Source organism: Virgibacillus litoralis, from assembly GCF_017873675.1.
GTDB lineage: Bacteria > Bacillota > Bacilli > Bacillales > Amphibacillaceae > Lentibacillus > Lentibacillus litoralis.
Window position 1 is genome coordinate 87229 of sequence record NZ_JAGGKK010000014.1, and the last position, 16659, is coordinate 103887.

General features: G+C 39.0%; 18 protein-coding genes and 1 riboswitch. Of the genes, 7 read left to right on the top strand and 11 right to left on the bottom strand.

Translation table 11 applies throughout. The annotated features are described in order from the left end of the window. Nucleotides 1-9: 9 nt before the first annotated feature. Nucleotides 10-1218: a choline dehydrogenase gene (gene gbsB / locus J2Z82_RS12940; RefSeq protein ID WP_092493282.1), complete on the top strand. Its 1209-nt coding sequence runs from the start codon at nucleotides 10-12 to the stop codon at nucleotides 1216-1218. A 153-nt stretch (nucleotides 1219-1371) separates the two neighbouring features. Here the strand turns inward: gbsB and J2Z82_RS12945 are convergent, their stop codons facing one another. From J2Z82_RS12945 to mscL, 8 genes are all read right to left on the bottom strand, one after another. Further along, on the bottom strand, nucleotides 1372-2382 hold the full coding sequence (locus tag J2Z82_RS12945) for a nuclease-related domain-containing protein (RefSeq protein ID WP_209481204.1): 1011 nt from the start codon (nucleotides 2380-2382) through the stop codon (nucleotides 1372-1374). A gap of 217 nt (nucleotides 2383-2599) precedes the next feature. After that, complete coding sequence (locus J2Z82_RS12950) at nucleotides 2600-3154, bottom strand: SLOG family protein (protein WP_209481205.1); 555 nt, start codon at nucleotides 3152-3154, stop codon at nucleotides 2600-2602. A 65-nt stretch (nucleotides 3155-3219) separates the two neighbouring features. Next, on the bottom strand, nucleotides 3220-3996 hold the full coding sequence (locus tag J2Z82_RS12955) for a TatD family hydrolase (protein WP_209481206.1): 777 nt from the start codon (nucleotides 3994-3996) through the stop codon (nucleotides 3220-3222). Then, entirely contained in the window at nucleotides 3989-4726 is a 738-nt protein-coding gene (locus tag J2Z82_RS12960) for an ABC transporter ATP-binding protein (protein WP_209481207.1), read from the bottom strand. The genes J2Z82_RS12955 and J2Z82_RS12960 overlap by 8 nt, the downstream gene beginning before the upstream one ends. Before the next feature lies 1 nt (nucleotide 4727). Next, complete coding sequence (locus J2Z82_RS12965) at nucleotides 4728-5492, bottom strand: ABC transporter permease (protein WP_209481208.1); 765 nt, start codon at nucleotides 5490-5492, stop codon at nucleotides 4728-4730. After that, nucleotides 5492-5782 carry a thiamine-binding protein gene (locus J2Z82_RS12970; RefSeq protein WP_209481209.1) on the bottom strand — a complete coding sequence of 97 codons (291 nt, stop codon included), beginning with the start codon at nucleotides 5780-5782 and terminating at the stop codon, nucleotides 5492-5494. Before J2Z82_RS12970 ends, J2Z82_RS12965 begins: the two co-directional genes overlap by 1 nt. Before the next feature lie 10 nt (nucleotides 5783-5792). Next, complete coding sequence (locus J2Z82_RS12975) at nucleotides 5793-6779, bottom strand: ABC transporter substrate-binding protein (protein WP_209481210.1); 987 nt, start codon at nucleotides 6777-6779, stop codon at nucleotides 5793-5795. A 112-nt stretch (nucleotides 6780-6891) separates the two neighbouring features. Beyond that, nucleotides 6892-7002, bottom strand: a riboswitch (TPP riboswitch). A gap of 47 nt (nucleotides 7003-7049) precedes the next feature. Further along, on the bottom strand, nucleotides 7050-7490 hold the full coding sequence (gene mscL, locus J2Z82_RS12980; RefSeq protein ID WP_209481211.1) for a large-conductance mechanosensitive channel protein MscL: 441 nt from the start codon (nucleotides 7488-7490) through the stop codon (nucleotides 7050-7052). Between the two features lie 264 nt (nucleotides 7491-7754). Here mscL and J2Z82_RS12985 point away from each other — a divergent pair, with 264 nt between their 5' ends. Genes J2Z82_RS12985 through J2Z82_RS13005 form a run of 5 tightly spaced genes read left to right on the top strand, consistent with a single transcriptional unit; the run spans nucleotide 7755 to nucleotide 12873 of the window. After that, nucleotides 7755-8597 carry a MurR/RpiR family transcriptional regulator gene (locus J2Z82_RS12985; protein WP_209481212.1) on the top strand — a complete coding sequence of 281 codons (843 nt, stop codon included), beginning with the start codon at nucleotides 7755-7757 and terminating at the stop codon, nucleotides 8595-8597. A 17-nt stretch (nucleotides 8598-8614) separates the two neighbouring features. Further along, nucleotides 8615-9754, top strand: coding sequence for a M20 peptidase aminoacylase family protein (locus J2Z82_RS12990; RefSeq protein WP_245251665.1), 1140 nt, complete (start codon nucleotides 8615-8617; stop codon nucleotides 9752-9754). Beyond that, the gene (locus tag J2Z82_RS12995) at nucleotides 9744-10529 is read left to right on the top strand and encodes a GNAT family N-acetyltransferase (protein WP_209481214.1); all 786 of its coding nucleotides are present in this window, start codon (nucleotides 9744-9746) and stop codon (nucleotides 10527-10529) included. The genes J2Z82_RS12990 and J2Z82_RS12995 overlap by 11 nt, the downstream gene beginning before the upstream one ends. 28 nt (nucleotides 10530-10557) lie before the next feature. Continuing rightward, nucleotides 10558-11673, top strand: coding sequence for an o-succinylbenzoate synthase (gene menC, locus J2Z82_RS13000; protein WP_209481215.1), 1116 nt, complete (start codon nucleotides 10558-10560; stop codon nucleotides 11671-11673). 39 nt (nucleotides 11674-11712) lie between these two features. Beyond that, nucleotides 11713-12873 (top strand): YkvI family membrane protein, encoded by a 1161-nt coding sequence (locus tag J2Z82_RS13005; RefSeq protein ID WP_209481216.1) that lies wholly within the window; start codon nucleotides 11713-11715, stop codon nucleotides 12871-12873. Nucleotides 12874-13262: 389 nt separating this feature from the next. Here J2Z82_RS13005 and J2Z82_RS13010 read toward each other — a convergent pair whose 3' ends face one another. From J2Z82_RS13010 to J2Z82_RS13020, 3 genes are all read right to left on the bottom strand, one after another. After that, nucleotides 13263-14195, bottom strand: a complete 933-nt coding sequence (locus J2Z82_RS13010) for a manganese-dependent inorganic pyrophosphatase (RefSeq protein WP_209481217.1) — start codon at nucleotides 14193-14195, stop codon at nucleotides 13263-13265. 77 nt (nucleotides 14196-14272) lie between these two features. Continuing rightward, entirely contained in the window at nucleotides 14273-14836 is a 564-nt protein-coding gene (locus J2Z82_RS13015) for a hypothetical protein (protein WP_245251666.1), read from the bottom strand. A gap of 75 nt (nucleotides 14837-14911) precedes the next feature. Continuing rightward, on the bottom strand, nucleotides 14912-15418 hold the full coding sequence (locus tag J2Z82_RS13020; RefSeq protein ID WP_209481218.1) for a hypothetical protein: 507 nt from the start codon (nucleotides 15416-15418) through the stop codon (nucleotides 14912-14914). Between the two features lie 111 nt (nucleotides 15419-15529). On the opposite strand from J2Z82_RS13020, the gene J2Z82_RS13025 reads away from it, so the two are divergent. Beyond that, nucleotides 15530-16648 carry an NAD(P)/FAD-dependent oxidoreductase gene (locus J2Z82_RS13025; protein WP_209481219.1) on the top strand — a complete coding sequence of 373 codons (1119 nt, stop codon included), beginning with the start codon at nucleotides 15530-15532 and terminating at the stop codon, nucleotides 16646-16648. The last annotated feature ends 11 nt before the right edge of the window (nucleotides 16649-16659 follow it).

The following is a 16659-nucleotide window of genomic DNA, read 5'->3' on the forward strand; positions in this document are numbered from 1 at the left end:
AACATAATTATGAGTTTAAATATGAAAGTAGAACACATGCACAACTTCCACACATTCGAGATTCCAACAACTATCAAGCATGGTATTGGATCGATCAAGCACATTGGCGAAGAAGTTAAAAATCTTGGCGCATCAAAAGTGCTTCTTGTAACAGACCCAGGAATCTATAACGCTGGCGTTACCGCTCCAGTTGAAAAACACTTGAAGGAAGCTGGAGTTGAAGTAGTTGTTTTCAACAAAGTAGAACCAAACCCACCAGTACGTTTAATTGGTGAAGGTGCAAAAATTTTCAAAGAAGAAAATTGTGATGGCCTGGTAGCAGTTGGTGGCGGAAGCTCAATGGATACTGCTAAAGGAATTGGCGTTGAAGCTACTCACGAAGGCAGCGTATTGGATTATGAAGCTGCAGAGGGTAAAAAGCCATTGGAAAATCGTATCCCACCATTAACAACCGTTCCAACAACAGCTGGAACTGGCTCTGAAGTAACACAATGGGCAGTTATTACTGACGAAGAACGCGAATTCAAATTTAACACAGGCGGACCATTAATCGCAGCATATCTTACAATTCTTGATCCGGAATTGCACGTATCCATGCCTCCGCATGTAACTGCAATGACTGGTATCGATGCACTTGCACACGCAATCGAATGCTATACAATGCATTTCGCACAGCCTGTAACAGACGCAGTAGCACTAATGGCGATCGAATATGTTGGAAAATACATCCGCCGCGCATATGCGGACGGTGGAGATATCGAAGCTCGCTATGGCATGTCACAAGCAGCAATGCTGGCAGGTCTTTCATATGGAAGTGAATCTGCTGGTGCAGCACACGCGATGTCCCAAACACTTGGCGGAATCATCCCAGTAGCACATGGACAATGTGTTGCAACTATGATGGGACCAGTTATGGAATACAACTGGAAAGGTCATCCGGATAAATTCGCACGCATCGCACAAGCACTAGGCGTAGACACATTCCACATGACAACAGAAGAAGCTGCAAAAGCATCTGTTAAAGAAATGTACCGTTTAGCAGAAGATCTGGATATTCCTAACTTGGAAGAGCAAGGCGTATCACCGGACATGACAGAACGTTTATCTAAAGAAGCAATGAAAGATCCACAAACAGTCGGCAACCCACGCGACCTAACAGAAAAAGACTACCAATGGATCTACAAGCGCTGCTTCGGACAAGTAGCAAAAACAGTGTAATATTGATATTGATGAGGAAGCAACTTGGCGTAAATGCTAAGTTGCTTTTTTTGGATTGCGCTGCGGGCTGTTGAGCGGTTTAGCGAGCGCGAAGTGTGAACTACGGCAATTTATTTGTGAACTTCGAGCAACCTATTTGTGAACTTCGGCGAATTAGTTATGAACATCGGTGCTTTTCTTGTGAACTTCGGGATTTAGTAGTTTTTCAACGTCTAACCTGTACTTTCTCCCACTTTTTTCACCAATTTGATCAAAATGCTCCTGTTGTAATAATCGTTTAACTGAGTACTCAGACCAAACTTGTAAAAACTCTCGTGCCTGACGATTATTTATATAATCACCCACCAACAATGCAAAATCTGCCAACACTGATCGATGGGCATTTCGTGACGTGCAGCCACAATCAGTGCATCGCCATTTCCCGCCCCTCCAGAGCATAGGAACTTTACCACATTCCGGACAAAAAACACCTTTCACAAATTCTTTAGGCGTTACATCGAATTTTTTCATACCATTATATTCCTCAGGTTCATGTTCCTCTAATAACTTAAACGTAATTCCCATCAACTGATCTTCGGAAAAGCTAGTAGTTTGGTACATTTCGGAAAACTCCTCAATCCTAGGTAGTACTTTTTCTTTATGCATCACAATTTCATTTATGGTTTTATTATTGGTAATATTTTTTAGGAAGGTATCATCGCGGCTGTAGACTACAATTTTTTCAATGGGTATTGAAGGTAAGTCATATTTGCGGAGGTAGTCAAGAAATCTTCTATGCTGTAGATTGACCTGATCAACAGGATTAGTAAAAACTTCTATCTCATCGTTATTATTGCGATATGCTTGACCCATACCATCAAAGTGCATATTATCATATATATTTTTCACTTCAATAATGAGAAAAAACTTAAGGGATAGAAGAAGGATATCTATTTGGAAGTGACCTTGCTTGTCGGGGATTCTAAGGTAATGAAAGATGATAAACTCGTGTTCTGGTAAAAAGCTTAGAAAAAATTCCATTGATTTTTCGCCATTATATCCTGTGCGGAGATTCCTGGCCTTTTTGTTTATTGTTTCTTTTTGGATATGATTTACTGGTGTCCTTGTATCTAATGCTTCTGCTTGGAGAATGTGTTTGGGGACTTCAAAGGGTTTTACAAACAATGAGACACTACCTTTCTTATTTAGTTTTTAATTGATTGTTCTATATTCGACTTCATTCGTGAAAAGTCCTGCTTTTATTAAAAGTTTATATGAACTTCAGCGTATTAATTGTGAACTTCGAACAACCTACTTGTGAACTTCGGCACTTTTCCTGTAAACTTCGGCGGAATCTATGTGAACTTCGGGATTTAGCACTTTTACCACTAATTTCACTCTGTCACTCCCAATAATCCGAGTCCGTCATCCGCAGTTCTTCCACTATATCCTCGAGGTCGCTTGGGGTGATTACAAAAATCGGGTATTCTTCTTCGGTCCAACTAGCCTCTTCATGAAAAAAACGATTGCTGCCCGGATATTCATCATCTAACAGAATGAGGCATGCATCACTTTTGTCCACCAGCCATTTATTCTTTGCTTTAAATTGATATGCGCCTTTATAGTCCCCTTTATAGAGTGGCTGATAGAAGTCGGCATTCATTGTTAGCTCCTGATAGACTTGTTGGATTGCCTCAGGCCAGCGACTTTCCTGATTTTCGAAGGGGGGAATGATTGCGAGTTTAATATCATACCGTTCTTTCAAATCGAGTAGGACTTCACCAGCCCATAATTCCACTCCCATTTGGCCAGATAAGAGCACCCACTCCAGCCCTTCTTCAATAAAGCCAATTAACCGCTTTTCGATTGCTGCTTTAACAAAAGAAACACGCTGATCATCCGGCTTAAAAATATTCAACTCCATCGGTTTATATCCTGTAACTGCTAGTACCTTCATTGGTGTCTGTCACTCCCGGCTAATAAATTTACCTATTTAATAATAACATTTTCACGAGAAAATTTTCACAGCCTATAAAACCGACATGTATTATCATAAATACGGCTATACACATCCTCGACCGATCCATTCTTCAGTTCAGAAATCTTTTTGATACTCTGATGGATCATTCCAGGGTGTGTCATATTCCCTTTAAAAATCCCTTCAAATGGCCATGGACCATCTGTTTCCACCATCACATGGGATAACGGATAGGCTCTGACTATATCTTGAATTTCCATTTCATATACTACATCAGGTGTCACCGATATAGAGTATCCATTTTTCGCCATACGCTCTATCGTCTGTAAATCCCCCTTAAACCAATGAAAATGCGCGTCAGGAATAGAATATTTTTCGAGTAAATCACACACAATTGGTGCATCTTCATATATTGCGTGGAGAATTATCGGTTTGTCCAGTGCTCCAGCCTTTTGGATTAACTTTTCCAGTAATTCAACATAGGCGTCCCGTGATACTTCTTTATTATCCTGCCGCAAGTAGTAAGGCAACCCAACCTCTCCAATAGCAATCATTTCTTCCTGATTTCGTTCAATAAACGATAATAGCTCAGTAGCCTCGCAATCAGTAGGCAGTGCTTGTTCCGGATGAAAGCCAAATGCTGGCTTAATACGGCTGTCGTCATGAGCCAATCGCAGGGTTTCCTTGGACGACTTCAAATGGTTCGACACGCAAATTAGTGCCTCCACCTTAGCCAACTCCAGCTCACTTAAAACCCGCACTCGCTCCTTTTGACTATACATATCCAAGTGAATATGCGAATCGATTATTCTATCAGACATCTTCACTCAGCTCCCGATAGATTGCTTTTTTCCAATCCAAAAATTCTTCTGTCAACAGAATACTTTCATGGCGTGGTCTCTCAAATGGGATTGTAAACTCTCTTTTCACAGTTGCTGGTTTTTGAGACAGGACGATAACCCGGTCGGAAAGAAAAATTGCTTCATCAATATTATGAGTGACGAATAGGATTGACCGCTTATTTTCCTGCCAGATGGACATTAGCCATTTCTGCATTTCCAAGCGGGTAAATTCATCCAGTGCGGAAAAGGGCTCATCCAGACAAATAAGTGGCTGCGGACTCAATAAACTTCGAACGAACGCAACACGTTGTTTCATTCCACCTGATAATTCATGTGGATACGCATTTTCATACCCTTGCAAACCAGCGCGCTCGATTAATGCAAGCGCCCTTTTTTCATCATGTTTACCGACAATTTCACCGCCAAGCAAGACATTTTTCAGTACTGTTCGCCAAGGCATTAGTGACGGAGATTGAGGGGTATAGCTGATTGACCCCTTCTGACCATTTATCTGTTTATCCTCCAGAAAAATTTCTCCTGAATCAGGCAAACGTATCCCGCCAATCAAATGAAATAATGTACTTTTCCCGCTCCCTGATGGTCCTAAAATGGAAACGAACTCCCCATCATTAACGGTGAAATTCACACCATGTAAAATATTATGGTCTCCATATGATTTTGTTATATCTTTCACAGCTAGATTGCCCATATCAATTTCCTTCTCCTTTAGGCTTCCATTTGATCAGGCTTTTTTCAAGCAAAATAATGATTGCAAAAAATAATAAACTAAGAACCATTACAAGAAAAATAGATACGAAAACACGATCAGTCCGGAATGAGGACGATGCTAATGTCATATAAACGCCGATCCCTTTGTTCGCGCCTAGCCATTCAGATATAACGGCTCCCATGACACTATATGTTGCGGATATTTTCAGCCCGGCAAATACGTATGGCAATGCATTCGGCCATTCGAGTTTCCAAAATATCTGCTTCTTATTTGCTCCTGCCATTTGCATATAATGCTTCAGGTCGTGGTCTGTTTGCCTGAATCCGTCCAAGGCCGAAACTGCAATTGGAAAAAAACAGACCAGTGTAATCACAATAATCTTAGGCAGCATCCCAAAACCAAACCATATAACGAGCAGTGGTGCCAGAACAATTATTGGTATATTTTGCGATATAATAATTAATGGATATAATGCTTCTCGAAGCTGTGGTACAAGATGCAGACTAATCGCAATTAGGATTCCCACACTGCAGCCAATTATAAATCCAATGATCGTTAATTGAACGGTTGAGAAGATGTGATGCTGATAGGATGCCCAACCTTCAACACCTGTTTGTAAAATTTGCGAAGGCGCTGGCAGCAGCCATCCAGGTATCTCGAATAATTTGCTTGTGACCTCCCAAATAATGAATAAAAGGAGGATAACCGCAACAGGTTTCCATCCTTTTTTCATAAACTTTTTCATCAACGATACTTCTCCGTCAATTGATCCATCGATGCACCACTCGGATTATAGAGGATTTTCACTTGAGATATAATGCTGGAACTTCCAAGCTCAACCATTCTTTCGTTCATTTTTTCAATCACGGCGAATAAATCAGTTAGCTTCCCTTCCATTGTTGTTTCCAAAGGGTGAACCTCATATTTCACTCCAGCTTTTTCGATCACCTCTATTGCAGCGTCCACATATGGAATAACATCTTCTCCATTTTTTGTCTTTGGGATAATTTGGATACTTACTAATGAATTATTCATATTCCCACTCCTATTCTGGCAAAAATTCGTTGGTAAATGCATCTTCAGCTTTCAATTCTTCTTCAAGAAGTCCATTATCATACATCCAGCTGGAATAATTCTCCCAAACCTCTTGCTTTTGAACTCCCCACTTTTCTGCATCATCCTGATATTTTGGTGATAACCATTCCTGACTTTTCTTTACAAGTTCCGGATCAAGATCTGGAACAGCTGCGCTCAGTATTTCAGCTGCTTCACTTGGATTATCTATTGCAAAATTATACCCTTTTGAAACGGCCGCTAAAAATTTCTCAGCCTTTTCCGGATTCTCAGCAATCATTTTTTCGTTCGTTGTAAGTACAGGCGTATAGTAATCAAGTTTTTTGGAGTAATCGGTTAAATAAATCATATTTAGTTCCTGACCACGCATTTCTGCTTCGACTCCAGTCCACCCATAGTAAATCCAAGCAAAATCAATATCCCGCTTCACCGCTGTGAAGAAATCTGTATCGCCCATATTAACAATATCCACTTTCTCAACACCGGCATTTTCCTGCTTCATGAGCGATGAGAGAACTGCTTTTTCAACCGGTGCTCCCCACCCGCCATATGTTTTCCCTTCAAAATCTTTTGGTGAAGTAATTTCTTTGTCTTTTGGTGATGCGAACCCGGATGTATTATGCTGGATAACCGCTGCAATCGATACGATTGGAATATCCTTAATACGTGCCTCTGTAACAGCTTCCTGCGCACTGACACCGAAGTCAGCCTTACCTGATGCTACAAGCTGGTCAGACCCCGCCTCACCTGGCATCATAATTTCTACTTCTAACCCTTCATCGGCAAAATATCCTTTTTCCTGGGCAACATATAGCCCTGTGTGATTCGTATTAGGGGTCCAATCCAGTACTACCTTAACTTGTTCTATCTCCTGACTTTTATCGTCAGAACCTCCTGTATCGTTATTACATGCTGTTAATAAAACGGCTATAAAGATTACAAACAACCATTTTTTCATTTCCCATCTCCCTTTCTCTTTTTTGTTCATTTCTGGAAGTATGATTGGTATTGGAAAAAAGTCCAAAAAAATAACGCCAGGTTAGTCCCTGAGCGCATTCCGAACAATATTACTATTGTTTTACTTTGTTCCCTACGCTGGTCTCAACCAAATCAGGTTCCAAGGGTCAGCACCTTATCGGATGCAATCTCAACCAGCATAACTGGTCCCCCTACAACTTATTATTCAATTAATCTATCAAATTCACTATGCCACAGCTCATTGTATTTTTCAAGTTTTATCCTTCTTTGACTGTGATGAAATATTAATACTAATTTTCTTTTTCTGTTTAGGTGTTAGCTTATCCTCTTTTTTCAAAAGGTCACGTATTTCTTTGAGCAATTCAGCTTTTTCATCAGGCTTCGATTCTTTTTCCGAATCTTTTTCGCCTCTAAACTTGGCTAAGATGCGAATAAAAATAAAAATGGATACCGCAATAACGATGAAGTCAAAAACCGACTGGATAAACTCGCCATACAATACATCTGCTTTTCTGACCGTATACTTTAAATTTGTGAAGTCAACACCACTAACTAAGATCCCTGCTAGTGGCATCATAATATTTTCAACAAGTGAGGATACTATTTTTCCAAAAGCTGTTCCGATAATAACAGCAACAGCCAAGTCCAGGACGTTTCCTTTTAATGCGAATGCTTTAAAATCTGACCACAAAAGTACTCACCCTTTTTGTTAGGCTTGTTCTAATTTTTATGTATGATAATGGATGTTTAGCACTTTTATCAGTTATAACTTAATGTATTGGTCAGGACTTTTTATTCACACCAAATTTTTTAATAATTCCCAAGATTACATATTGAGAAAATTCTATAAATATGGTATGTTAACTATAATATAATAAAGGAATTACTTCTTATTTATTAAGAGAAAAAGTAAATCCTTCACTTTAACAGATGACAAACGACACGGAGAATTTACATGGATAGTCTGTATAAGAAAATCAAGGAACATCAATCTACTTTTTCAAAGAGCTTTAAAAAAATAGCAGCACAGATTTATAGCGATCCATCTATTTTCGCAATGAATTCAGCTAAAGAAGCAGGCGAAAAAATTGGTGTGAGCGAAACTACTATTATTCGTTTTGCGCGTAAACTTGGATATGATGGATATAAGTCATTACAGCAAGTATGTCGACAAGGAATTTTTCAAAAAAGCAGTCTGTCAGATTTCCGAGACAAAAAGGTATCCAATCATTCAAAAGATAATACGGTTAAAAACTTAATGTTCAATGATATACGTACAATTCAGACAGTAATCGAGCAAATCTCAGAAATGGAATTAGACCAAACCGTTACAAAGCTGTTAACTGCTGAGAATATCTATATTGCAGGTGTGCACTCATCCTACGCTTTAGCAAGCTGGTTTACATATGCCCTAAATATTGTGATCGGCAATGTACGGCAGCATACACCTGATGATGATATTTTAGTACAGCTAAGTGAATTGCATAAAAATAGTGTATTTGTTGCTTTTTCATTTCATAGGTATGGGATTAACACGATTAGACTGGCTGAATTGGCCAAAAAACAAGGAGCATCAATTATTGCTTTTACTGATCATCCTTACTCACCCATCACCGAGTATTCAGACATAACATTGGCTATTCAATTAGAGGAGCTTTCAACACTTGATTTAGTACCTGCCGTGTTTTCATTGATGAATAGTATTATTGCAGCAATAACATTACGAGCACCAAAGTTATTTCAAGAGCGTGTAAACCGTTTCGATGGAATAGAAGCAAACAGTTTTTTTGCAAAATAGTTCAGAGGAGCATGTCCATGAGACCAACTATTGAAAAAATAACCCCACAGCTTAAAACTATCTTCTCCCATTTACATGAACACCCAGAAACAAGTTGGAATGAGCATGACACTACATCATACATCAGACAGCTTTTTAAAAACTACGACTGTAAAATAACGACACTAGATGATTCGCCCGGACTAGTTATCGAAATTGGTCAAGGATCACCAGTCGTTGCTATGCGAGCTGATATTGATGCATTATGGCAAGAGGTGAACGGTGAATTCCAGGCAAATCATTCGTGCGGACACGATGCACATATGACAATTGCCATCGGTTCACTGTTAACGCTTCTTGAGGATGGCTACCCTGAAAAAGGAACATTCCGATTTATTTTTCAGCCTGCAGAAGAAAAAGGGACAGGCGCATTATCCTTAGTTGATAAAGGGATTGTTGACGATGTTGACTATTTATATGGAATGCATTTACGACCAATGGAAGAATTAGGGGATAATCAGTTTGCCCCAGCTATCCGCCACGGAGCAGCTTGTTTTATTGATGGAGTCATTCAAGGTGATGATGCCCACGGTGCCAGGCCACATTTAAATACAAATGCTATTCATGTTGGTGGCGAGCTTATCCAGCATCTGAAAAATATAGATATAAATCCGATGATTCCCCATTCTATTAAGATGACAGCTTTTCAGTCTGGTGGTGAAAGTAAAAATATTATACCCGGTAATGCAACATTTTCAGTGGATTTACGTGCGCAAACCAATGCGGTTATGGACGAACTGATGATAAACGTTAAGCGAATTACAGCCATGCTTGCCGATTACCATAACATTTCCATCGAGCTGAAAATAGATGCAAATATTGCTGCATCAGTAATTAATCAGGAAGCTACTTCGATCATGGAGGATGCTATAAAAGATAGCGTTGGTGTCGATAAACTGCAACCGATGATAACAACAACTGGCGGGGATGATTTTCATTTTTATACAATAAAAAAACCGCACTTAAAAGCTACCATGCTTGCAATAGGATGTGATTTACAACCAGGTCTCCACCATCCAAATATGACATTCAACCATGCAATAATTCCCGAAGCAGTTGAGATTTTAACCAATGCTTTAATCAAAACTGCTGAAAGGGGCAACCAAGATGACCAATAATGTTGAAATTCGCAAGCTGACAAGTATGAATGACTTAAGAAAGATGCAGGAAGTGGAAGAAGCAGTTTGGCAAATGACTCCAAATCCGGTGCATCAAACTTATACAGCTTTAAATCATGGTGGTGTTATTCTAGGTGCATTTGATGGACAAGAAATGGTTGGCTTTTTATACAGCTTTGCAGGGTTTGATGGCAAACAAGTCTACCTATGTTCCCACATGCTCGGGATAAAGCCTTGTTATCGTAAGGATGGTCTTGGTGAACGAATGAAATTAAAGCAGGCTGAGGTTGCACAGGAATTGGGCTATACCATAATTACATGGACGTTTGATCCACTGGAGAGTTTGAATGCATATTTAAATTTGCATAAACTTCGAGCTACTGGTGCTTTTTACAAAAAAGATCACTATGGTTCCATGAATGATGAACTGAATGAAGGTTTACCTACAGACCGAATTCAAATCGAATGGGACATAAATATGGCTTCACCTGCCAAAAAAATTACATTCGATGAAAATAAATTAATGATTGATGTAACCGAGAATGGGGTACCGAAATCCAAATTAGAAATTTTTAACCCAATTGATGATGGCTGGTTTGTTGCCGTACCTGATAATTTTCAGTTCGTTAAAAAAAGAGATATTAATCTTGCAAAGGAATGGCGGCAAAAAACGAGGGAAGCATTCCAGTTATTATTTAATAACGGTTTTATAGCGAATGATTTTATACGCAATCATTCCAAAGAGCACAGTTACTATTACTTTACCAAAAAATAGCTATTAACAAACACTGGAGGCCACGAACATGACAATCCCTATCAAACAGTTTAAACTTCGAAGACTTAGAATGATGTTAAATAATCCTTTTACAACAAGTTTTGGAACGATACAGGAAAAAGAATTCTTTGTCACTGAAGCTATTGATGAAGACGGAAATCGTGGTTTTGGTGAATCTGTTGCTTTTACAAGCCCGTGGTATAACGAAGAAACAGTTCAAACAACCCAGCATATAATTAAGGATTTTTTAATAAAGCTAATACAAGAAAACAAAATCAGTCATCCTGATGATCTGTTGGAAGTTTTTAAACCGATTAGAGGAAATAATATGGCAAAGTCAGCACTAGAAGGGGCAATTTGGGACCTCTATGCAAAACGCCTAAATATTCCTCTATTTAAAGCGCTTGGTGGCACAAAGAAAGAAATTGAGGTTGGAATCAGTATCGGTATCCAGCCAAGTGTAGAAAAACTTTTACAAACGATTGATCATTATGTGAAAGAAGGATATAAACGCATCAAAATCAAAATTAAGCCAGGTTGGGATTATGAAGTTCTTCGTGAAGTTAAGTCACATTTTCCAACTATACCAATCATGGCGGACGCTAATTCTGCTTATACACTGAATGATATAAATCATCTGCAAAAGTTAGACGAACTGGATTTACTAATGATTGAACAACCATTAGCACATGATGACATTGTTGACCATTCCAAGCTGCAGGCAGCTATGCATACACCAATTTGCCTGGACGAAAGTATTCATTCACTCGAAGATACACAAAAGGCAATTCAGCTACAAAGCTGTAAAATTATTAACATTAAAATCGGCAGAGTCGGTGGGCTTTCGGAAGCGAAACGTATTCATGACTTATGCAAACAGAACGGTATTGATGTCTGGTGTGGCGGGATGCTGGAGGCTGGAATTGGCCGAGCACATAATATTGCACTAACTACTCTGCCACAATTCGTTTTGCCAGGTGATACAGCCGCTTCAGCTCTGTATTGGAAAAAAGACATTATTAAGCCTGAGGTTACAGTAGAAAATGGTGTCATTACAGTCCCAGACCGGCCTGGTATCGGCTATGAAATTGATGAGAAAGCATTAGAGAATTTTACTGTTGAAGAAGAAGTATTCCAATTGTGATTTCCTGTTTGATAAATATAAAGGTGGAGGGGTTTTTAGATGAAGAATCTGTTTGAGGGAGCATTTGGAAGGTATTTGCTGCCAGCAATCATTATTCAATCTGTTTTGATTGGCGGTGGGTTTGCAACAGGAAGAGAGATTGTTCAGTACGGTGCTAAATTTGGAGCGCTAGGATGGCTTGGCGGTATCGGTATCTTATTTGGTTTTATAGTTATGGCTGTCCTGATGTTCGAATTCGCACGTAAATACAAGGCATTCGAATATCGCAAATTATTAAAAGAACTTATCGGTCCATTCTGGTTTTTATTCGATATTGTATACTTGTTGCTTGCAATCTTAATCATTGCCATCATGGCTTCAGCAACCGGAGAAATTCTAAACAACACACTTGGACTAAATTACTGGGTTGGTGTCAGTCTGATAACAGTTATTGTTGGTGTGTTGAACTTCTACGGAAAAGGACTTATTGAACGCTTTAAAACATTTGGTACATTAGCATTAATGATTGGTTACCTGGTTTTTGCTGCTCTTGTTATTGGAACTACATGGGATGATGCTATGGCAGTATTGTCTTCTGGAGATACGAGTTATATGCCTGGAGAAGTGTCAATATTTGCCGTGTTATGGACCGGTATATTGTATGTTGGCTATAACTTGGCTGTATTTCCGGCAGCGTTATTTACCATTGAACGCCAGAAATCACGAAAGGAATCTGTAATATCTGGTATTATTGCCGGCGTGCTTATGACTTTCCCATGGTTCTTAACGTACTTCAGTCTTATGGGATTCTATCCTTCAGAAGAGGTGTTCGGAGCTTCCGTACCATGGCTTGTCATGCTGCAGGATTTCCCTACGATTGTTATCGTGATATTCGGTATTGTTGTCGGCTGGACACTAGTCGAAACATCTTCTGGAATGATCCATGCGTTTGTTGACCGTATGGAGGCACAAATGGAAGAGCATGCTAACAAATCGCTTACTTCTTCACAAAGAGGTATGATCGCAGTTGGTACACTAATCTTAGCTATGATTCTCTCGCAAGTAGGAATCATCGACTTAATTTCAACAGGCTATACAGCAATGGCATATGCGATGATTGCAGTATTCGCCATCCCACTATTAACAATAGGGGTATACAAGATATTCTTTAAAAAAGATGAAGAAGTTGCTATTGATGAAGCAGACAGCAGTAATGGATAGAGATTGAGGAGAGCCCCGCATGTTTTTGCCATGCGGGGTTTTTCTGATTAGGTCAGGGGGGCCGATATCATCTGAAAAGGCTTGCATATCAACTGGAATATGGTTTTATCACCCCGTTAGCCTAGATATCAACCGGAATGTGTCTTTATCAACTTGTTAGCATGGATATCAACCGGAATGTGTCTTTATCAACTTGTTAGCATGGATATCAACCGGAATGTGTCTTTATCAACTTGTTAGCATGGATATCAACCGGAATGTGTCTTTATCAACTTGTTAGCATGGATATCATCCGGAATGTGTCTTTATCAACCGGCAACCGGTTGGGACAGTTATCAACCGAAAAAAAAGGACCTCTCAGTCGAAACTGGAGGCCCTCCTTCATCTAGTTATTTTGTAAATTCTTCAGTCAGATTTGTCACGATTTGCTTTTTACGTGATACAACACCTTTAAGCAATGCGCGGTTATTGTCATCCAACGTCACATTAAACGCTTTAGTAACGTTATCTTTCGCTTCACCTAATGCAAGCACTTCTGAGTCGTTGTTTAAAATATCTGTAACAACGAATAAGAATAAATCAAGGTTTTTATCCTTTATAATCTGGGCAATCTCTGTTTCCAGATCTGTTTGAAATTGATAGATCTTCTTCGTATCGACTGCGTTTACTTGAGCTATTTCAACTTTTGCATCACCCATGGAAAATTCCTTGGCATCCATCGTGATAAAATCAAGTACTGACTTGTCGCTCAAATCAGCACCGGCTTGAAGCATTTCAAAACCGTATGTTTCCAGATTTACACCTGCAATTTCGGCTAATTCATAAGCTGCTTCAACATCTACTTTTGTACATGTTGGTGATTTTAATAATAACGAATCAGAAATGATTGCTGAAAGTAATAGTCCAGCGATATCTTTCGTTACAGCTACACCATTTTCTTTGTACATTTTGTTCAAAATCGTTGCTGTACAGCCAACTGGCTCAGCACGGAAATATAACGGTTCTTTCGTTTCAAAGTTCGAAATACGATGATGATCAATTACTTCGGAAATGTGTACATCTTTAATGTTTTCCACACTTTGCTGAAATTCATTATGATCAACTAAAATAACATTTTTTACATCCTCGTCAACTTTTTCAATAAACTGAGGTGCGTCAACTGAAAAATAATCGAGAGCGAATTGCGTTTCTTTGCTGACAGAACCAAGTCTTGCGGGTTCTGCATCAAACCCAAGCTTATTTTTCAAATCTGCATATGCTAATGCAGAGCAAATAGTATCAGTATCCGGATTTTTATGACCAAAAATTAATGTCTTGTCCATGTTCATTTCTCCTTTAAAACTTTGTAATCTTTATTTCCCCAACTATTAGATTACCATAATTAATTAGTTTATGGACACTAATTTGCAGTTTTCAATGTTTCGGTAACTTTCCAAATAGTATCATACCCATTATAGTTGTTCAACGCAATATCCAAGTCATGGAACATACGATGCAGGTTTCTCACATGTTCTGTTTCCTGTTCATTAATTGCATTTTTGGCCAATTCCTGTATTCGCTCTATATCAGCCCTCAGCGCATCATCCTTCACATTTAAAAGTTTCTCATCCAAGGTACTTAGTATATTATTAGCCTGATCCTTTTGCTCTACCCAATCAAGTGAAGCTATACTTCCATACCCTGTTGTCTCATTATAAAAATCATGCATTTTTGCAATAAACTGTCCAATATCCGAGTGGTCTTTTCCAACCGTGTCTTGAACTTCCTCAACCTTTTCCATTGTTTCCTCAGAAACAGGCTCTTCATTTCCGTTTGCATTGTTTTCGCTGCTGAATATTGACTTAATATCTAAGTTAAATATATTAAAAAAGAATAAAAAAGACCCAATAATTGTAACTAAAATAACGCTTAATATTGTCCAGCCGAACCAACCCATCTTTGAACCATGGTTTCTTTTAGCCAAAAAGACACTCCTCACTATTTTTCATGCTATACTCTAGTTTATCAAAACGCCTATACATTTTCTTGTATATACTGTTTAATTCAACTTATTATACCACGCTATAATGGCATATTTTATTTCAGAATCGTGAACTTCTTCTATCCCAAACCTATCGACATCTACTACTTTCACATAATACCCAGAATCGCCTTTGAATTTGACAAGACAAAAACCTTCTTTTGGTGATGGAACAATTTCAGAAATATCCTCATCTATATACTTTTCTTTTATTTTTTCCTTATCTAATTCTTCTAAAGTCCAGGAAACTGATGAATCACCTTCTAACGGTTTCATGTTATGGAATGCTTCCTTCGTTAAAGAAGGTGTTTTTTCATTAATCATATGGAGTAATTTTATTATTTCTGAAAAACCTAGGAACAGCATACCACTTACAAAACCGCCAATTGCCCAGGTAAAGAAAATTGACCAATTCATAACACCATAATAATCAGCATTTCCCAAAATCAGACCCACTATTATACCAATTGACATTTGCGCGATTCCAATAATAAATAATATTTTTGCTACAACGTTCTCATTCATATGTATTCTAACTCCTTTCTTCCTATTAATTCTTTTATGAACAATCATTTTCCTTTATTTTTTCATTAATTATTCCTATAGTATATGAAGGTAATATGAAAGGATTTTTTCATGAAACAATTTATTGTAATAGGCGCGGGAATACTTGGTGCATCTACAGCATACCAGCTTTCTAAGTCTGGTGCTAAAGTTGTGATTATTGATCGCCAGGACACAGGTCAAGCTACCGATGCTGCTGCAGGCATTGTAGCCCCCTGGCTTTCAAAACGCCGAAATCAGGCTTGGTACAAGCTTGCAAAAGGCGGAGCACGTATTTACCAGGACCTGATTCAGGAATTAGCTGAAGATGGAGAAACAAATACAGGCTATTCACGCGTGGGCGCAATCAATCTTCATACAGATGAGGAGAAATTAATTGCTATGAAGGAACATGCCTATAAGCGACGAGAAAATGCCCCGGAAATTGGAGAAATTACACTACTCAACACGAAACAGACAAAGGAGATTTTTCCACTTGTTTCAGATGAATTTGCAGCTCTTCATGTCAGTGGAGCAGCACGGGTAGATGGACGTGCATTACGAAACGCACTCATAAGGGGAGCTAAAAAACATGGCGCAAAGGTTATCACCGGTGATGCCCGTTTACTAATAGAAGGAACACAAATTACAGGTGTCTCTGTTAACCGTGAGAATTTTGAGGCTGATCAAGTAATAGCAGCAACTGGTGCATGGACGAGCCAACTGCTTCAACCTCTAGGTATGCACTTTGATATTAGACCCCAGAAAGCGCAAATCGTGCATTTAAGGCTTCCTGGAATTTCACCAGCTAATTGGCCTGTTGTAAAACCTCCGTTTAACCAATATATGCTTACATTTGGTGACAGGGTAGTTGTTGGTTCGACCCATGAGAACAACGTCGGATATGATAACCGTGTGACTGCTGGGGGAATTCAACATATACTTTCTAACGCAATCAAAATAGCACCAGAGCTTGAAAATGCAAGTATACTTGAAACGCGTGTCGGTTTTCGACCGATGACACCGGAATCTGTTCCAGTGATTGGCAGTCTGCCTGGATATAATGGTTTATTGCTGGCAAATGGGCTTGGATCTTCGGGTCTTACGATAGGGCCATATGTAGGAAAGCAACTAGCAGACATTGCATTAGAAAAAGAGTTGGAAATCGATTTAGCCAACTATGATATGAAGCGACTAATTCGGTTAAATTAATAAAGGCTGTC

Coding starts and splice junctions, on each gene's coding strand:
- gbsB (WP_092493282.1), top strand. CDS start 10: ATGAGTTTAAATATGAAAGTAGAACACATGCACAACTTCCACACATTC.
- J2Z82_RS12950 (WP_209481205.1), bottom strand. CDS start 3,154: ATGAAGGTACTAGCAGTTACAGGATATAAACCGATGGAGTTGAATATT.
- J2Z82_RS12955 (WP_209481206.1), bottom strand. CDS start 3,996: ATGTCTGATAGAATAATCGATTCGCATATTCACTTGGATATGTATAGT.
- J2Z82_RS12960 (WP_209481207.1), bottom strand. CDS start 4,726: ATGGGCAATCTAGCTGTGAAAGATATAACAAAATCATATGGAGACCAT.
- J2Z82_RS12965 (WP_209481208.1), bottom strand. CDS start 5,492: ATGAAAAAGTTTATGAAAAAAGGATGGAAACCTGTTGCGGTTATCCTC.
- J2Z82_RS12970 (WP_209481209.1), bottom strand. CDS start 5,782: ATGAATAATTCATTAGTAAGTATCCAAATTATCCCAAAGACAAAAAAT.
- J2Z82_RS12975 (WP_209481210.1), bottom strand. CDS start 6,779: ATGAAAAAATGGTTGTTTGTAATCTTTATAGCCGTTTTATTAACAGCA.
- J2Z82_RS12985 (WP_209481212.1), top strand. CDS start 7,755: ATGGATAGTCTGTATAAGAAAATCAAGGAACATCAATCTACTTTTTCA.
- J2Z82_RS12990 (WP_245251665.1), top strand. CDS start 8,615: ATGAGACCAACTATTGAAAAAATAACCCCACAGCTTAAAACTATCTTC.
- J2Z82_RS12995 (WP_209481214.1), top strand. CDS start 9,744: ATGACCAATAATGTTGAAATTCGCAAGCTGACAAGTATGAATGACTTA.
- menC (WP_209481215.1), top strand. CDS start 10,558: ATGACAATCCCTATCAAACAGTTTAAACTTCGAAGACTTAGAATGATG.
- J2Z82_RS13005 (WP_209481216.1), top strand. CDS start 11,713: ATGAAGAATCTGTTTGAGGGAGCATTTGGAAGGTATTTGCTGCCAGCA.
- J2Z82_RS13010 (WP_209481217.1), bottom strand. CDS start 14,195: ATGGACAAGACATTAATTTTTGGTCATAAAAATCCGGATACTGATACT.
- J2Z82_RS13020 (WP_209481218.1), bottom strand. CDS start 15,418: ATGAATGAGAACGTTGTAGCAAAAATATTATTTATTATTGGAATCGCG.
- J2Z82_RS13025 (WP_209481219.1), top strand. CDS start 15,530: ATGAAACAATTTATTGTAATAGGCGCGGGAATACTTGGTGCATCTACA.